Here is a 15,280-nt window from a genome sequence, read left to right as displayed (position 1 = left end):
CCCGGCCCGACGCGGTTCAACCGGGGTGACCAGGGCAGGCGCAGGAGACCGCGGCCCCCGACACCCGCGGCCACTCCCCGATCCCGCGAGGAGGTCCGGACCGATGACCGACATATCCCGGCTGCCCGGCCCGTTCGAGCTGTACTGGGGCTGGCAGGCGGACGCCGCCTGCCGCGAGCTGGACAGCGCCCTCTTCTTCCACCCGCCCGGCGAGCGCGGCGGCCCGCACGACCGTCGCGACGCGGCCGCCAAACGCGTCTGCGCCCGCTGCCCGGTCCGCGCGCAGTGCCTCGACTACGCGCTGGCGGCCCGCGAACCGTACGGCGTGTGGGGTGGCCTGAGCGAGGACGAACGCCGGGTCCTGCTCGGCCCGGTCCGTCCCGACCGGGCCGAGCAGGGCCCGGTGCGCGAGCCCGCCGACCGGCGGCAGCCGGCGTGAGAACCGGTTCCGTGAGAACCGGGCCGTGTGAGAACCGGACGGCGGGGCAGGCGCGGTTCGTGAGGTCGCCGGGACCGGCCCGCGCCGGCGGCAGCCGGTCGGCGGCCCCACGGACACCCCACGGACACCCCACGGACACCACCGACGGAAGGAAGACCGGATGAGCACGCAGATCTGGAACTACCACGAGACGGCCGGTCGCTTCGAGGGCGTCGACCTGGTGGGCTACAAGGTCGAGGCGACCGACGGGCACATCGGCAAGGTCGACCGGCACTCGGTCGAGGTCGACTCCTCGTACCTGGTCGTCGACACCGGGGTGTGGATCTTCGGCAGGCAGGTGCTGCTCCCGGCGGGCACCGTCACCCGAATCGACACCGAGGAGCGGAAGGTCTGGGTCGACCGGACCAGGGAGCAGATCAAGCACGCACCGGAATTCCAGCCGGAGACGCACACCGAGGACCCCGCCTACTTCGACCTGGTCGGCGGCTACTACCTCGGCGGGTACCCGCCGGTCCGGTGAGCCGAGGCCCACCGGACCGCACCACCGCACCCACCGCACGACACCGAACCTGGAGGATCCCTCATGGGCACGAGTGACAAGGCCGAGAACGCCGCCGACAAGCTCAAGGGCAAGGCGAAGGAGACCGCCGGCCGCGCGGTCGGCAACGAGCGCCTCGAAGCGGAGGGCCGGGCCGACCAGGCCAAGGGCGACGCCAAGCAGGCCGGGGAGAAGCTCAAGGACACCGCGAAGGACGTCCTCGGACATTGACCCCTCCGCCACCGGGGCCGGGGCCGACCCGCACCACGGGTCGGCCCCGGCCCCTTCTGGCGGACACACCGGCGAACGAGGAGGAGCGGCATGGTCATTCCTGACGGCGTCCGGAGCGGGGTCCGCGCCGCCGCCGAAGTGGCGCGGGCACACGACCGGATCCGGGACGCCGAGGACGGCGCCCGGCGCCGGGGCGCCCTGGCGGCCTACCGCTGGGCGCTGGGCCGGGCCCACTCCGCACCGCTGACCGGCGCCGCGGCCGACGGGGTGCCCAGCCTGGAGGCGCTCACCGCCGAGGTGGACGCCTCCCTGGTCCAACTGGAGGCTGCCACCCGTCCGTCGGTGGGCCGCGAGTACATCCAGGGCGTGCACGACGCGTTGGCCTGGGTGTGCGGTCACAGCGACACCCGCCCCTGACCCGTCCCGCGCCCTGGCCACCGGTGCGGAGGCGGCACGAGGACGGCGGCGCCCGACGCGGGGTGCGTCGGGCGCCGCCGTCCTCGGCGCGGTGGGAGTCCGGACGGGGCGTCAGCCGCCGGTCGGCAGCACCGGCTCGGGGCCGGGCAGCGGGGCCGGCGGCGCGGGCGGCCACGGGTCCGGCTCCGACGGCCCGGGAGCCGGCGGTACCGGATCGGGCCCGCCCGGGGTCGGCGCCGGGCCCGGCAGCGGACCGGGGCCGGGCCCGCCCGGGCCGGGCGCGGGGGTCGGGTTCGGCGGGACGGGATCGGTGGCACGGGTCATCGTGGACTCTCCTCTGACGGTGGTGGCCGGGGTTCAGCGCCGGTGCCGCAGGACCGCCCAGGCGATCAGCGCGCCGGCCGTCAGCCCCGCGGCGAGCAGGTACGGGCTCCGCCGGGCCGGCGGAGCGGCCGTCTCCCAGCCGTCGTCCCCGTCCAGCGGATGCCCGGCGCGGGCCCGTTCCGCCGCCTGCCTGACCCGGTTGAGGCCGGCGTCACCGGCGTGGACCGCCGCGGCCGTGGCCTGCCCGACCGAGTCGCGGGCCCGCTCCAGCAGGGAGTGGTCACGGCCGGCGGGCTCCGCCTGCCCGAGGCCCAGCAGGTCCTGGGCGGCCAGGGCGTCCCCGAGCAGCAGCTCCGGGTCGTCCGGTACGGGGGTGCCGAGTCCGGGGTGGGCGGCGGTGCCGCTCGCCCCGGGGCTGCTGTGCCGGTCGTCGTCTTCGGGTTTCATCGCTACCAGCCTCCGGTCGGTGCGCAACGGACTCGGGTGCGGCGCACGGTCACGTCGCGCCGCCGCCGCTCGCCTGCCCCGGAACGGCACGGCGAACCCGCGGAGACCGAGGTGTTTGAGACCGCCCGCAGCGGTCAGACGAGCCTTCGAGGCCGAATTCCCTCCCCCCGGGTTCCGGCCTCGGCAGCCGGCTCCCGGGCCTGACGACGACCGACGGCCCGGGGGCGGTGCTGCCCCAACCGGGGCACCGGACGATTCGGCCGGCGGAGCCGGGGTAGTCGCAGCGCCATGCTGACCTTCGGAGTCGAGGAAGAGTACCTGCTGGTCGATCCGGCCACCGGCGCGCCGGTACCCCGCGCCGAGGAGGTCCTGCTCGCCGCAGACCTGCGCCCCGCCCTCCGGCCGAGCGAGGCCCAGCACGAACTGCTGCAGGTCCAGCTGGAGGTCGCCACACCCGTCTGCCACGACCTGGCCGCCGCCGCCCGGCACCTGCGCCGGATGCGGGCGGCCCTGAACGCGTCCGCCGCCCAGTGGGGCTGCCGGATCGTCGCGGTCGGCGGAGCGCCGTTCGCCGCCGACGGGCCGGTCCCGGTCACCGACCAGGACCGCTACCGCACCGCCCGGGCGCAGGCCCCGCAAGTGGTCGACGACCTGATGCTGAACGGCATGCACGTCCACGTCGGCGTCGAGGACGAGGACGAGCGGGTCGCCGCACTCGACCGGATCCGGCCCTGGCTGCCGGTCCTGGTCGCGATGACCGGGAACTCCCCGCTGTGGTCCGGTGCCGACACCGAGTTCGCGAGCTGGCGCACCATCCACTTCGACCGCTGGCCGGTCAGCGGCCCGCCGCCGTCCTTCCGGGACGCCGCGGACTACCGCCGCCGGGTCCGCGCGCTGCTGGACACCGGGGTGATCCGCGACCCCGGCCGGCTCTACTGGATGGCCAGGCTCTCCGAGCGCTACCCCACCGTCGAGGTGCGCGCCGCCGACGTCCAGCTGACGGTGGCCGACGCCGAGCTGTTCGCCGGAGTGATCCGCGGCCTGGTCGCCGCCGCCCTGCTCGCCGAGCGCCGCGGCGAGCCGCGTCCGGACCCGCCCGAGGAGCTCCTGCGCGCGGCCGTCTGGCACGCCGCCCACGACGGCCTCGCCACCACCCTGATCTCCGCGCGCGACGGCGCCGCCCGCCCCGCCGGCGCCGTGCTGGACGAACTCCGGGAGTACCTCGCGCCAGGGCTGGACCTCACCGGCGACACCAGCGCCGTCGACCGGCTCTGGCAGGACTTCACCGCTGCGGGCACCGGCGCCGACCGCCAACGCCGCTGGTTCCGCGAGTCCGGCCGGAAAGGCCTGACGAAGCACCTGCTGGACTGCACCGTCGCGGGCTGACGGCCACCGGGGGGCCGCTCACCGGCGATCCTGCGACCGGATCGCCTTCCGCGGATCCCGCCTCGCCGTCCCCGCCCGAACGCCGGTCACCGCCTCCCGGGCAGCACGTACCGGTGCTCCGGCCGGCCGGTGTCCCCGTAGCGCAGGCTGAGCCGCAGCCGGCTGTCGCGCTCGAGCTGCTTGAGGTAGCGCTGCGCGGTCGAGCGGCTCAGCCCGGTCTCGTCGGCGACCTCCTGCGCGGACAGCGGGCGGCCCGCCCGCCGCAGGGCGCCCAGGACCAGGTCGGTGGTCGGGGCCGAGTGCCCCTTGGGCAGGTGCGCGACGGGGGAGGCGGCGCTGCGCATGGTGGCGAACAGCCGGTCCACCTCGTCCTGTCCGGCCTCGCGCGCGGCCGGCCCGGCGAGCGCGTGGCGCAGCTGCGCGTACGCGACCAGCTTCTCCCGCAGCCCGGCGAACGCGAACGGCTTGACCAGGTACTGCAGAGCGCCGTGCTGCATGGCCGCGTGCACGGTGGAGACGTCGCGGGCGGCCGTCACCATCATCACGTCGCAGCCGATCCCGGCCGCGCGCATCCGGCGGACCAGCGCCAGCCCGGTCTCGTCCGGCAGGTGGTGGTCCAGCAGGAGGAGGTCCACCGGGCGGCGCTCCAGCGCGGCCAGCGCCTCGGCGGCGCTGTGCGCCGTCCCGGTCACCCGGAAACCGGGGACCTTGGCCACGTACGCGGCATGCACCTCGGCGACCCGGAAGTCGTCGTCCACCACCAGTACGTCGATCACGGTGCCTCCAGGTGGGCCAGGGTGCGGTCCGGGTGCAGGGCCTCGGGCAGCTCCACGGTGAACCGGGCGCCGCCGAGAGGGCCGCGGTCGACGGCGATCCGTCCGCCGGTCCGCTCCACCAGGCGGCGGACCAGGGCGAGGCCCAGCCCGCGCGGACGGTGGGCCGGGGCGGTCTTGCTGGTCCAGCCCTCCTCGAAGATGCGTTCCTGCAGCTCGGGCGGGATGCCGGGCCCGCTGTCGGCGACCTCGACCAGCAGGGTGGCGCCGCAGGCCCGCAGGCCCACCTCGACCTCGCCGCCGGTGAGCGCGTCGAGCGCGTTGTCGACCAGATTGCCGAGCACGGTGACCAGCGCGCGCGGGTCCACCGCCGCGTCCGGCAGATGGGTGTCGGCGGCGATCAGCAGCCGGACGCCCCGCTCGGCCGCCACCGCCGCCTTGCCCGCCAGCAGCGCCGCCACGTGCGGGTCCTGCACCTGCCCGGCGATCGCGGCGGCGACGGCGGCGTGCGAGCCGGACTGCTCGGAGATGAACTCCGCGGCCTGCTCGTGGCGGCCGAGCTCCAGCAGGCCGAGTAGCGTGTGCATCCGGTTGGCGTGCTCGTGGTCCTGGGCCCGCAGCGCCTCGGTCAGGCTCCGCGTGGTGTCCAGCTCCCGGACGAGCGACTCCAGTTCGGTGCGGTCCCGGAGGGTCACCACCGCGCCGCCGTCCGCGGTCGCCATCCGGTTCACCACCAGCACCCGGTCGTCCCGGACGGCCGGCAGGTCGGTGCCCTCGATCCGGCCCGCCAGGATCTCCGCCAGCCGGCCGGGCGGCAGCGCCTGCTCGATCGGACGGCCGGTGCTGTCCTCGGGCAGCGCCAGCAGCCGCACCGCCTCGTCGTTCGCCAGCCGGATCCGGCCCCGGGCGTCGAGGGCGACCATGCCCTCCCGGATGCCGTGCAGCATGGCCTCCCGCTCCACCAGCAGCGCGGAGATGTCGGCGACCGCGATGTTGTGCGTGCGCCGCTTCAGCCGCCGGGCCAGTACCAGGGTCGCCACCGTGCCGGCGGCCAGGCCCGCACCGGCGCACAGCAGGATGCCGGTGGCCATGCCGAGCAGCCGGCGCCGGATCGAGTCGTCGCTGATCCCGACCGAGACCTCGCCGACGATCCGGCCGTCCGCCAGCCGCAGCGGGACCTTGCCGCGCGCCGTCCGGCCGAGCGTGCCCAGCTCGATCGCGGTCACGCTGCGCCCGTTCAGGGCGGGACCGGGGTCGGTGCTGACCCGGAAGCCGATCTTCGCCGGGTCGGTGTGCGACAGCCGGATCCCGTCCAGGTCGGTGACGACCACGAAACTGGCGCCGGTCGCCAGCCGGATCTGCTCCGCGTTGCGCTGCGCGGTGGCGGTGTCCCGGGCCGCCGCGGCCCGGGCGAGGACCTCGTCCGTGGCGGTCGCCTGGGCGATGGACAGCGCGCGCTGCATCGCGTCCCGGTCCAGTTCACGGCTGACGGGGGCGAGGAACAGCCCGGCGGTCACCGCGCTCACTCCCACCGTGACCACCGTCTGGCTGAGCAGCAGCTGGGCGAAGACCCGACGCGGCCAGTGCGGTCGCCTCATCGCGGGACTCCTTCCTGCTCGCCCGGCGGGTGGACGGTCACCCTATGTTTCCGCCGTGTTTCTGTCACCGCCCCCGCTGTTGTAGCGGAAGCAAAACGAGCAGAACAGCCCTCAACGCGCGCAAGCCGCACTACGCAGACAAGGCTGCCGCCCCGCCACCCGCCGCTCCTAACCTCCGGAGCACAGCACAGACCCCGGCGACGGCGCCGGGCGGGCAGAGGTGGTGGTGCACATGAGCGTGCCGGTAACGACAGCCCCGGCGATCGAGTTGGCCGGTGCGACCAAGCGGTTCAGGACCCCTTCGGGCGACCTGCACACCGCCGTACGGGATCTCGACCTGACCGTGGCCCCGGGCGAGTTCGTGGCCGTGGTCGGGCCGACCGGCTGCGGCAAGTCCACCACGCTGACCCTGGTCAGCGGCCTGGAGGAGCCCACCGAGGGCGAGGTCAGGGTGCACGGTGAGGCGGTCACCGGGATCAACCGGCATGTCGGCTTCGTCTTCCAGCAGGACGCCGTCTTCCCGTGGCGCACCGTGCTCTCCAACGTGATGGCCGGACCGCGGTTCCGCGGTGTCCCCGCCGCCGAGGCCCGGGAGCGGGCCCGCGACTGGCTGGCCCGGGTCGGCCTGGGGGACTTCGAGGACCGCTACCCGCACCAGCTCTCCGGCGGCATGCGCAAGCGCGTCGCGCTCGCCCAGACCTTCGTCAACGACCCCCGGATCCTGCTGATGGACGAGCCCTTCTCGGCGCTCGACGTCCAGACCCGGGCGCTGATGTCGGACCAGCTGCTGGAGCTGTGGGCCGGCACCGGCTCCTCGGTCGTCTTCGTCACCCACGACCTGGACGAGGCCATCGCCCTCGCCGACCGGGTCGTGGTGATGACGGCGGGGCCGGCCAGCGTCAAGGAGATCTTCACCGTCGACCTGCCGCGTCCGCGCACCGTGGAGGCCGTCCGGCTGGAACCCCGCTTCGTCGAGCTCTACCGCGAGATCTGGGGCTCGCTCGGCGAAGAGGTCCGGATCACCCGTGAGAGAGGAGCGGGTCGTGCCGCTTGAGACCGCCGTACCCGTAGTCGCGCCCGCCGTCGCCAGCAGGACCGAGGCCCGCCAACGAGCCGCCCGCAAACGGAGGTTCGGCATCTACGGTGCCCGCGCCGCCGTCCTGGTCGCCTTCCTCGGCCTGTGGGAGCTGGCCGCCCGCACCGAGGTCGTCGACCCGTTCAACTTCTCCCAGCCGTCCCGGATCTGGGCGCAGATCTGGCAGTGGACCACCCACGGCACCGCCCAGGGCTCACTCGGCGAACAGGTCGGCTACACCCTCTACGAGGCGCTCACCGGCTGGGTGATCGGTGTCACCGCCGGTGTCCTGTTGGGCATCGCGCTCGGCCGGATCCGCTTCCTGGCCGAGGTGTTCGGCCCGTACATCAAGGTTCTCAACGCCATCCCGCGGATCGTGCTGGCGCCGATCTTCCTGATCTGGTTCGGCCTGGGCCCGGCCTCCAAGGTCGCCTCCGCCGTCGTCCTGGTGTTCTTCCCGGTCTTCTTCAACGCCTTCCAGGGCGCCCGTGAAGTGGACCGCAACCTGGTCGCCAACGCCCGGATCCTCGGCGCCGACAACCGCAGGGTCACCCTGCAGGTGGTCATCCCGGCCGCTACCACCTGGATCTTCACCAGCCTGCACGTCAGCTTCGGCTTCGCCCTGATCGGCGCCATCGTCGGCGAGTACATCGGTGCCACCAAGGGCCTGGGCCTGCTGGTCGCCGCCGCCCAGGGCACCTTCAACGCCGCCGGCGTCTACGCCGCGATGACCATCCTCGCCGTGGTCGCGCTGCTCACCGAAGGCCTGCTCACCCTCGCCGAGAAACGACTCTTCCGCTGGAAGCCGGCCGACGCCGGCGACGGCCGCTGAATTCCCTCCCACCCTCCGGAAAGGCCACCCCCACATGCGCAGAACCCTCGCAGCCGCCGTCGCCGCCGTGCTGCTCCTCCCACTCGCCGCCTGTGCCAACGACGCGTCCTCCACCGCGCACGGCGGCGCCGCCCCGGCGGGCAAGACCGTCGACGGGCCCACCGTCAAGATCATGGTCGGCGGCCTCGACAAGGTCATCTACCTGCCCGCGATGCTCACCCAGCGGCTCGGCTACTTCGCCGAGGCCGGTGTCAACGTGGAGCTGTTGAGCGAGCCGGCCGGCGTCAACGCCACCACCGCGCTGCTCGCCGGGGACGTCCAGGGGGCGGTCGGCTTCTACGACCACACCATCGACCTGCAGGCCAAGGGCAAGAACGTCGAGTCCGTGGTCCAGTTCTCGCAGGCCCCCGGCGAGGTCGAGGTGGTCTCCGCCAAGCAGGCCGCGGCCATCAGGACCGGGGCCGACTTCAAGGGCAAGAAGCTGGGCGTCACCAGCATCGGCTCCTCCACCGACTTCCTGACCAAGTACCTGGCCGTCAAGAACGGCGTCCCCGTCAGCGAGTTCAGCCCGATCGCGGTCGGCGCGGGCCAGACCTTCATCGCCGCCATGCAGCAGGGCAGCATCGACGCCGGGATGACCACCGACCCGACGGTGGCGACCATCCTCTCGAAGCAGATCGGCACCGTGCTCTACGACATGCGCACCCCGGAGGGCTCGCGGGCCGCGCTCGGCGGCCTCTACCCGTCCTCCTCGCTGTACATGAACACCGAGTGGGTGGAGAAGAACAAGGACACCACCCAGAAGCTGGCCAACGCCTTCGTGAAGACCCTCAAGTGGATGTCCACCCACTCGCCCGCGGAGATCGCCGCCCAGATGCCGGCCGACTACGCGCAGGGCGGCGCCGAGCAGTACGCCGAGGCGATCAAGGCCACGCTGCCGATGTTCACCACGGACGGCGTGATGCCCGCGGAGGGCCCGAAGACGGTGCTGGCCGTCCTGGGCGCCTTCCACCCGGACGTGAAGGGCAAGGAGGGCACCATCGACCTCGCCCGGACCTACACCACGGAGTTCGTGAACAAGGCCGCCACCGGCTGACCCGGCCGGGCGGTACCCGCTGAAGGCCGGAGCCCGCGGGCTCCGGCCTTCACCCCTGGGTAGCCGCCGGGCCACGCTGCGGGATGCGTGTGGCGCGGGCCACCTCGGACGGTCGGCGGGCTGCCCGCGCCGTCGGCGGTGCGTCCGTCGGCGGTCACGCTGGGTCGAGGATGTGCCGGGCCTCACAGGGTTTTCGGGGTGACCGGGGCCACATCGGGGTGCGGTGGCGGGGGCGGATCCGCTCAACCACGGGCCGGCGGTCGCCCGGATACTCCCGGTAACCCTGCTCCGAGCTGGGACTTCGCGGAAATCCTTGAAGCCGTCGACCGGCTTCCGTAGCTTCGAAACCAGTGCAGCGAGCACGCCGGTCCCATGGATCGGGTGGATGTGCCGGAGCTGCGCCCCCTGACAAGCAGGCCCCCCGGGCCTGGTTCCGTGTGCCCGGTTCGGGCGTTCGAGAGGATCCGCATGACTTTCCGTAACGAGACCACCGCTGCCACCACCTCCGCCACCACCAAGCGCAAGCGGGTGCGGATGGCTGTCATGGCGGGCGCGGTCCTCGCCCTGCCGGTGGCCGGCCTCGTCACGGCCACGTCCTCCTCCGCCGCGCCGGTCTCCACCTGGGACAAGGTCGCGCAGTGCGAGTCCACGGGCAACTGGAGCATCAACACCGGCAACGGCTTCTACGGCGGCCTCCAGTTCACCAACAGCACCTGGGCCGCCTTCGGCGGCACCTCCTACGCCCCGCAGGCCAACCTGGCCAGCAAGGCCCAGCAGATCGCCGTCGCCGAGAAGGTCCTCGCCTCCCAGGGCCCCGGCGCCTGGCCCGTCTGCTCCGTCAAGGCCGGCCTCACCAAGTAAGGCCCCGCCCGCGCTACGACGCCCCGCACCGACACCGGTGCGGGGCGTCGTGCCGTTCCCCGCCGAATTCGCTGGCGCCGTGCCGCGCCCACTTCTACGCTGTACAGGAATTGTACGCCGTAGAAGAGTGGAGAAACGGGCATGCCCCAACCTGAGCGCCGGCCGGACCGGTGGCTGATCCTCGCCGTCATCTGTCTCGCGCAACTCGTCGTCGTGCTCGACAACACCATCCTCAACGTCGCCGTCCCGTCCCTCACCGAGGAACTCGGCGCCACCACCTCGCAGACCCAGTGGGCGATCGGCGCCTACTCCCTCGCACAGGCGGGCCTGCTGATCGCCGCCGGCGGGCTCGCCGACCGGTACGGACGCAAGAAGGTCCAGCTGCTCGGGCTCGCCCTGTTCGGGGTGGGCTCACTCGGGGCCGCGCTGTCCGCCGACCCCGGGCAGCTGATCGCGGCCCGCGCGGGCATGGGCGTCGGCGGCAGCCTGCTGCTCGCCACCAGCCTCGCCATCGTGGTCCGCACCTTCGAGCAGGACGAGCAGCCCAAGGCCATCGCCGCCTGGACCGCCGTCGCCTCGCTCGGCGTCGCGCTCGGCCCGGTGATCGGCGGGCTGCTGCTCGCGCACTTCTGGTGGGGCGCGGTCTTCCTGGTCAACCTGCCCGTCGCCGCCCTCGGCCTGATCGCCGTCGCCAAACTCGTACCCGAGTCCAAGGACCCGCGCGGCGACCGCCCGGACCTGCTCGGCGCGGCCCTGTCCACGGCGGGCCTGGTCGGGCTGGTCTACGCCGTCATACAGGGCCCGGGCGCCGGCTGGGGCGCGCCGCCCACCCTGCTGGCCGGCCTCCTCGGCCTGCTGTTCCTGCTGGCCTTCGCGTTGTGGGAGCGCCGGATCGAACACCCGCTGCTCGACCTGGACTTCTTCCGCAATGCCCGGTTCCGGGGAGCCGTCTCGGGCGGTGTGCTGGTCAGCTTCGGCATGGGCGGCTCGCTGTTCCTGCTCACCCAGCACCTGCAGTTCGTGCTCGGCTACGGCCCCCTGTCGGCGGGTCTGCGCACCGCCCCGATGGCGCTCACCGTGGTCGCGCTCAACCTCACCGGGGCGGGCATGCGGCTCACCGGCCGGCTCACCCCGCCCCGCGCCGTCGCGGCGGGCCTCACCCTGCTCGCCGCCGGCCTCGCCGCGATCGCCCTGCTGGGCCGGGACGGCTCCTACCCGGGCATCCTGCTCGGCCTGGTGCTGATGGGCGCCGGGGTGGCCTGCGCCCAGCCCGCCATGGCGGGCGCGGTGATGACCTCGATCCCGCCGGAGAAGGCCGGCAGCGGCTCGGGCCTGATGGGCACGCTCGGCGAGCTGGGCAACTCCCTCGGCGTCGCCGTCCTCGGCGCCGTCCTCACCGCGGGCTTCGCGAGCTCGCTGCCCGCCGGCCTGCCCGACTCCTCGGCGCGCTCACTGCCGGACGCGCTCGCCGCCGCCGGGCCGTCCGCCGAGCAGCCCGTCCGGTCCGCCTTCGCGGACAGCCTGACGACCAGCCAGTCGATCGGCGCCGTCGCGGTCCTGCTCGGCGGGCTGGTCGCCGCCTGGCTGCTCGGCCGCGCGGCGGCGCAGCGGCCGGCCCCGGCGGAGCGGCCCTCGGACGGGCCGGTCACCCAGCCGGGCTGACCTTCACTCTACGATCGCTGCACGGCCGTCCCCCGGCGGTCGTGCAGCGAGAGCAGAAGGGCAGAGCATGGTCGACCGGCCCCGCGACCCGAGCGTCAGCGTCTGGGTGGCCCCGCCGAAGGCCCGCCGTCGGGGCAGCGCACCCACCGGGCTCAGCCGGGACGCGATCGTGCGCGCGGCCGTGGCCCTGCTGGACGCCGACGGCATCCAGGCGTTCTCCATGCGCAAGCTGGCGGGCGAACTCGACGTGACGCCGATGTCGGTCTACTGGTACGTCGACAACAAGGACGAACTGCTGGAACTCGCCCTGGACGAGGTCCTCGGCGAGATGCGCATCCCGCCCCTGAACGCCGACGCCGACGCCGACGCGGACTGGCGGCACCACCTGCGCACCCTCGCCCACGAGTACCGCCGCTGCATCCAGCAGCACCCGTGGGCCGCCCAACTGGCCGGACAGTTCCTGGCGCTCGGCCCCCACGCGGTCTCCTTCACCACCAGCGCCGTCGCCGCGGTCGCCCGCAGCGGCCTAGCCGGCGACCGCCTCGGCGGGGCGCTCGGCCTCGTCCTCCAGTTCGCGTACGGCTTCGCACTGGCCGAATCGCAGTGGCTGCTGCGGGTGCGGGTGGCCGGGCTGACCGAGGACGAACTGCACCGGGTGGTCTACGGCATCGTGGAGCAGGCCGACGCCCGACTGCTGGAGAACGCGGACCTGGTGAGCCGCGAGGTCGAGGGCGGCGTCGCGGCGGCCCGCGACCGGCAGTTCGAGCAGGGCCTGGACATGGCACTGGCCGGCATCGACGCCGCCATCGCCGCCTACCCCCGCCGTGGATGACCCCAACGCCCGTAATTCCGATGCGAGATGACCTCCGTCGGGGTACCGTCGGCGACCATGTTGCCTCCCCGCGATCGCCCCGCGTACGACGCCGACGAGCGGACCCAGCTGCTCGGCTGGCTCGACCTGCAGCGTGCGGTCATCCACTGGAAGTGCGAGGGGCTCTCCGAGCCGGACGCCCACCGGGCCGTCCTGCCGTCCTCACCGCACATGACCATGGCCGGCCTGGTCTCCCACCTGCGCTGGGTCGAGCACTTCTGGTTCGAGGTCATCCTGCTCGGCCGCCCCGCCGTGGGCCCGCGGTTCGAGGACGGCCCCGAGGGCGCCGACATGATGGTCGAGGGCATCCCGCTCCCTCAGCTGCTCGCCGAGTACGAACGGCAGTGCGGGATCTCGGACGAGCTCATCGCGGCGGCCGACCTGGACGAGGTCGGGCGGCACCCGGACCACGGGGCCTCCGCCGCGTCCCTGCGGTGGATCCTGTTCCACATGATCGAGGAGACCGCCCGGCACGCCGGCCACGCGGACGCCATCCGCGAACTCCTCGACGGCGAGCGCGGCTACTACTGACCGTCACTCCTCGATGGCCCCGCCGACCCGCCGCAGGTGCTGCCGGAAGGTGTACGAGGGGTCGGCGCCGCGCCGCGCGAGATAGTCCTCGAAGGCGGTCTGCCGTCGCAGCGTGTCACCCGAGCGGATCCTGCGGGCCTGCTCGCGTTCGGTCGCCCGGATCCCGCGGGCCGCCGTCAGGACCTCCTCGGCCCGCTCGGCGGCGACGAACAGCACGCCGTCCTCGTCACCGAGCACGAGGTCGCCGCCGCCCACCAGGTGCGGTCCGAACCGCGCGCTGACCAGCGCCTGCGGCTCCCGTTCGTCCAGCCGCACCGGACCGGGCGGACAGCCGCCGTAGCTGAACACCGGAACGCCGATCTCGACCAGCTCCGGAGTGTCGCGGTGCAGTCCCCAGATCACCAGGCCGGTCAGCCCGGCCGCCGCCGCCTCCAGGACCGCCAGATCGCCGACGCAGGCCTCGTCCGTCCGGCCACCGTTGTCGACGACCAGCACGTCACCCGGTTCGGCCCGGCCGAACACCTCCAGGAACACGTCCACGCTCCCGTAGTGCCGTACCGGCAGCGCCCGTCCCGCCACCCGGTGCCCCGGCACCACCGGGCGGATCCCGGGCGGCGCGACCCGCAGCGGCACCCCCGTCCGCAGGCAGGCGTCGGCCACCAGCGGCGTGGACAGGTCGGCGAACGCCTTCAGCATGCTGTTCTCCCCAGGCTCGGCCCCGGCTGCGCGGCTGCGCGCGACCGCGGCGGACGGTGCCGCGATCCTACCGACGGGAACCGGCCCCGGCGGTGAACTCCGCTGCGGCCGCGGTGAACTGACCGTCGGTCCGGGGCCGGGCACGAGCACCGGAGGCCGGCCGCCCCGCCGCCGTCCCCAACACCACCGGCGGAGGTGGCGGCACCGTCCGGCGATACCGGGCACCGTGCACCTAGAGTGACCGCATGTCGCAATTCCGGGACCAGGGATCCGGGCGGATCCGAGGGCTTCTGCGGTGGCGTCCCGGCCTGAGCGGCCACACCTGGGTCTGGTGGCTTCCCCCGCTGCTGGTGCTCCTGGACATCGCCGTGGAACTGGCCCTCGACAGCCGCGAACCCGTCAGCTTCCTGCTCGTCGGAGTGCCCCCGCTGGCCGCGGCCACCCGGACCCCGCGCCGCACCGCCGTGATCACCGTCGGCTGCGTCCTGCTGCAGATGTGGATGGCCTCCCGGCGGCCCGGCCACTTCGGCGAGCAGCACCACGTCGCGCTCTACCTCGCCACCGTGCTCATCGGCGTCGCCAGCGTCTCCCTCGCCCGGCAACGGACCCGCGCACAGGAGCACCTGGTACAGGCGCGCTCGGTGGCCGAGGCGGTCCAACTCACCCTGCTGCGCCCGGTTCCGGAGCGGATTGGGCCGGTGCGGGCGGCCGGTTTCTACGAGGCGGGCGAGGGCGGTGCGCTGGTCGGCGGCGACCTGTACGACCTGGCGGAGACCCCGTTCGGGGTGCGGGTGATCGTCGGCGACGTCCGGGGGAAGGGCCTGGACGCCGTGCAGACGGTCTCCGCCGTCCTCGGCAGCTTCCGGGTGTCGGCGCACGAGTGGGAGGACCTGGGACGGCTGGCGGAACGGCTCGAACTCAGCATCGCCCGCAACTCCGGCCGGGCGGCCGGGGACGCGGAGCTGTTCGTCACCGCGCTGCTCCTCGAGTTCCCCACCGGGCGCCGCGAAGTACGGATCGTCGACCGCGGGCACCCCGCCCCGGTGCTGGTCGGGCCGGGCGGCGCCGAGTGGCTCCGCACCTCCCCGGCGCTGCCGCTCGGGCTGGGCGAGCTCTGCCCGGGGGCCGGCAGCGAGGTCACGGTCCACCCGGTCGGCCCGGAGGAGGTCGTGGTGGTGTACACCGACGGGGTCAGCGAGGCGCGTGACGGGGGAGGGGTCTTCTACCCGCTTCTGGAGCGCCTGGCCGGCCGCTTCGGCGGGCGGCACGCGCCGCAGCCGGAGGCGGTGGCCTCCTTCGTCCGGGCCGACGCCGACCGCTGGTCGGTCGGCGCGGACGGGGACGATCGGGCGCTGCTCGCCCTCGCACTTCCCGCGGCGCCCCACCGGCCGCACTGACACCGCCGCGCGGCCGCACCGGCCGGCACCGGCCGCAACCATCGACCCGCGCCGCCCGTCCTTCTCTATGAGGGACTTTATGGGGGACACACGCTCTACGGGGGGA

At 74.1% G+C, this 15,280-nt stretch carries 18 protein-coding genes; 13 read left to right on the top strand and 5 right to left on the bottom strand.

Translation table 11 applies throughout. The annotated features are described in order from the left end of the window. Positions 1-103: 103 nt before the first annotated feature. The 4 genes from OG871_RS03300 (at position 104) to OG871_RS03285 (ending at position 1,625) form a co-directional block, all read left to right on the top strand. Positions 104-439 (top strand): WhiB family transcriptional regulator, encoded by a 336-nt coding sequence (locus tag OG871_RS03300; protein WP_371494104.1) that lies wholly within the window; start codon positions 104-106, stop codon positions 437-439. A 160-nt stretch (positions 440-599) separates the two neighbouring features. Next, positions 600-959 (top strand): PRC-barrel domain-containing protein, encoded by a 360-nt coding sequence (locus tag OG871_RS03295; RefSeq protein WP_371494102.1) that lies wholly within the window; start codon positions 600-602, stop codon positions 957-959. 63 nt (positions 960-1,022) lie between these two features. After that, on the top strand, positions 1,023-1,208 hold the full coding sequence (locus OG871_RS03290) for a CsbD family protein (protein ID WP_371494101.1): 186 nt from the start codon (positions 1,023-1,025) through the stop codon (positions 1,206-1,208). Between the two features lie 90 nt (positions 1,209-1,298). Further along, positions 1,299-1,625 (top strand): hypothetical protein, encoded by a 327-nt coding sequence (locus OG871_RS03285; protein WP_371494100.1) that lies wholly within the window; start codon positions 1,299-1,301, stop codon positions 1,623-1,625. A 111-nt stretch (positions 1,626-1,736) separates the two neighbouring features. Here OG871_RS03285 and OG871_RS03280 read toward each other — a convergent pair whose 3' ends face one another. Both OG871_RS03280 and OG871_RS03275 read right to left on the bottom strand, forming a co-directional pair. Further along, the gene (locus tag OG871_RS03280; protein WP_371494099.1) at positions 1,737-1,949 is read right to left on the bottom strand and encodes a hypothetical protein; all 213 of its coding nucleotides are present in this window, start codon (positions 1,947-1,949) and stop codon (positions 1,737-1,739) included. Positions 1,950-1,982: 33 nt separating this feature from the next. After that, a complete protein-coding gene (locus tag OG871_RS03275) occupies positions 1,983-2,396 on the bottom strand; it encodes a hypothetical protein (RefSeq protein WP_371494098.1) in 414 nt (137 codons plus the stop codon). A gap of 288 nt (positions 2,397-2,684) precedes the next feature. Between OG871_RS03275 and OG871_RS03270 the strand changes: the two genes are divergently transcribed. Next, on the top strand, positions 2,685-3,782 hold the full coding sequence (locus OG871_RS03270) for a glutamate--cysteine ligase (protein ID WP_371494097.1): 1,098 nt from the start codon (positions 2,685-2,687) through the stop codon (positions 3,780-3,782). Positions 3,783-3,868: 86 nt separating this feature from the next. Here the strand turns inward: OG871_RS03270 and OG871_RS03265 are convergent, their stop codons facing one another. After that, the gene (locus OG871_RS03265; protein ID WP_371494096.1) at positions 3,869-4,558 is read right to left on the bottom strand and encodes a response regulator; all 690 of its coding nucleotides are present in this window, start codon (positions 4,556-4,558) and stop codon (positions 3,869-3,871) included. Beyond that, the gene (locus OG871_RS03260; protein WP_371494095.1) at positions 4,555-6,153 is read right to left on the bottom strand and encodes an ATP-binding protein; all 1,599 of its coding nucleotides are present in this window, start codon (positions 6,151-6,153) and stop codon (positions 4,555-4,557) included. The genes OG871_RS03265 and OG871_RS03260 overlap by 4 nt, the downstream gene beginning before the upstream one ends. A gap of 232 nt (positions 6,154-6,385) precedes the next feature. Here OG871_RS03260 and OG871_RS03255 point away from each other — a divergent pair, with 232 nt between their 5' ends. The 7 genes from OG871_RS03255 to OG871_RS03225 all read left to right on the top strand — a co-directional run bounded on the left by OG871_RS03255 (position 6,386) and on the right by OG871_RS03225 (position 13,081). Beyond that, positions 6,386-7,207, top strand: coding sequence for an ABC transporter ATP-binding protein (locus tag OG871_RS03255; RefSeq protein WP_371494093.1), 822 nt, complete (start codon positions 6,386-6,388; stop codon positions 7,205-7,207). After that, positions 7,197-8,060, top strand: a complete 864-nt coding sequence (locus OG871_RS03250) for an ABC transporter permease (protein WP_371494092.1) — start codon at positions 7,197-7,199, stop codon at positions 8,058-8,060. Before OG871_RS03255 ends, OG871_RS03250 begins: the two co-directional genes overlap by 11 nt. Before the next feature lie 34 nt (positions 8,061-8,094). Further along, the gene (locus tag OG871_RS03245; RefSeq protein ID WP_371494091.1) at positions 8,095-9,156 is read left to right on the top strand and encodes an ABC transporter substrate-binding protein; all 1,062 of its coding nucleotides are present in this window, start codon (positions 8,095-8,097) and stop codon (positions 9,154-9,156) included. 468 nt (positions 9,157-9,624) lie between these two features. Next, on the top strand, positions 9,625-10,017 hold the full coding sequence (locus OG871_RS03240) for a transglycosylase family protein (RefSeq protein WP_371494071.1): 393 nt from the start codon (positions 9,625-9,627) through the stop codon (positions 10,015-10,017). Positions 10,018-10,158: 141 nt separating this feature from the next. Then, positions 10,159-11,679, top strand: a complete 1,521-nt coding sequence (locus OG871_RS03235; protein ID WP_371494089.1) for an MFS transporter — start codon at positions 10,159-10,161, stop codon at positions 11,677-11,679. A 67-nt stretch (positions 11,680-11,746) separates the two neighbouring features. Beyond that, the gene (locus OG871_RS03230; protein WP_371494088.1) at positions 11,747-12,511 is read left to right on the top strand and encodes a TetR/AcrR family transcriptional regulator; all 765 of its coding nucleotides are present in this window, start codon (positions 11,747-11,749) and stop codon (positions 12,509-12,511) included. Between the two features lie 57 nt (positions 12,512-12,568). Beyond that, positions 12,569-13,081: a DinB family protein gene (locus OG871_RS03225; RefSeq protein WP_371494087.1), complete on the top strand. Its 513-nt coding sequence runs from the start codon at positions 12,569-12,571 to the stop codon at positions 13,079-13,081. A gap of 3 nt (positions 13,082-13,084) precedes the next feature. Here the strand turns inward: OG871_RS03225 and OG871_RS03220 are convergent, their stop codons facing one another. Beyond that, positions 13,085-13,777, bottom strand: a complete 693-nt coding sequence (locus tag OG871_RS03220) for an RraA family protein (RefSeq protein ID WP_371494086.1) — start codon at positions 13,775-13,777, stop codon at positions 13,085-13,087. 245 nt (positions 13,778-14,022) lie between these two features. On the opposite strand from OG871_RS03220, the gene OG871_RS03215 reads away from it, so the two are divergent. After that, complete coding sequence (locus tag OG871_RS03215) at positions 14,023-15,174, top strand: PP2C family protein-serine/threonine phosphatase (protein ID WP_371494085.1); 1,152 nt, start codon at positions 14,023-14,025, stop codon at positions 15,172-15,174. Positions 15,175-15,280 lie beyond the last annotated feature (106 nt).

Origin of the sequence: Kitasatospora sp. NBC_00374 (genome assembly GCF_041434935.1) — a bacterium.
Taxonomy (GTDB): domain Bacteria; phylum Actinomycetota; class Actinomycetes; order Streptomycetales; family Streptomycetaceae; genus Kitasatospora.
The sequence above is the reverse complement of the archived record's forward strand: the minus strand, read 5'-3'. Positions and strand labels throughout refer to the sequence as shown.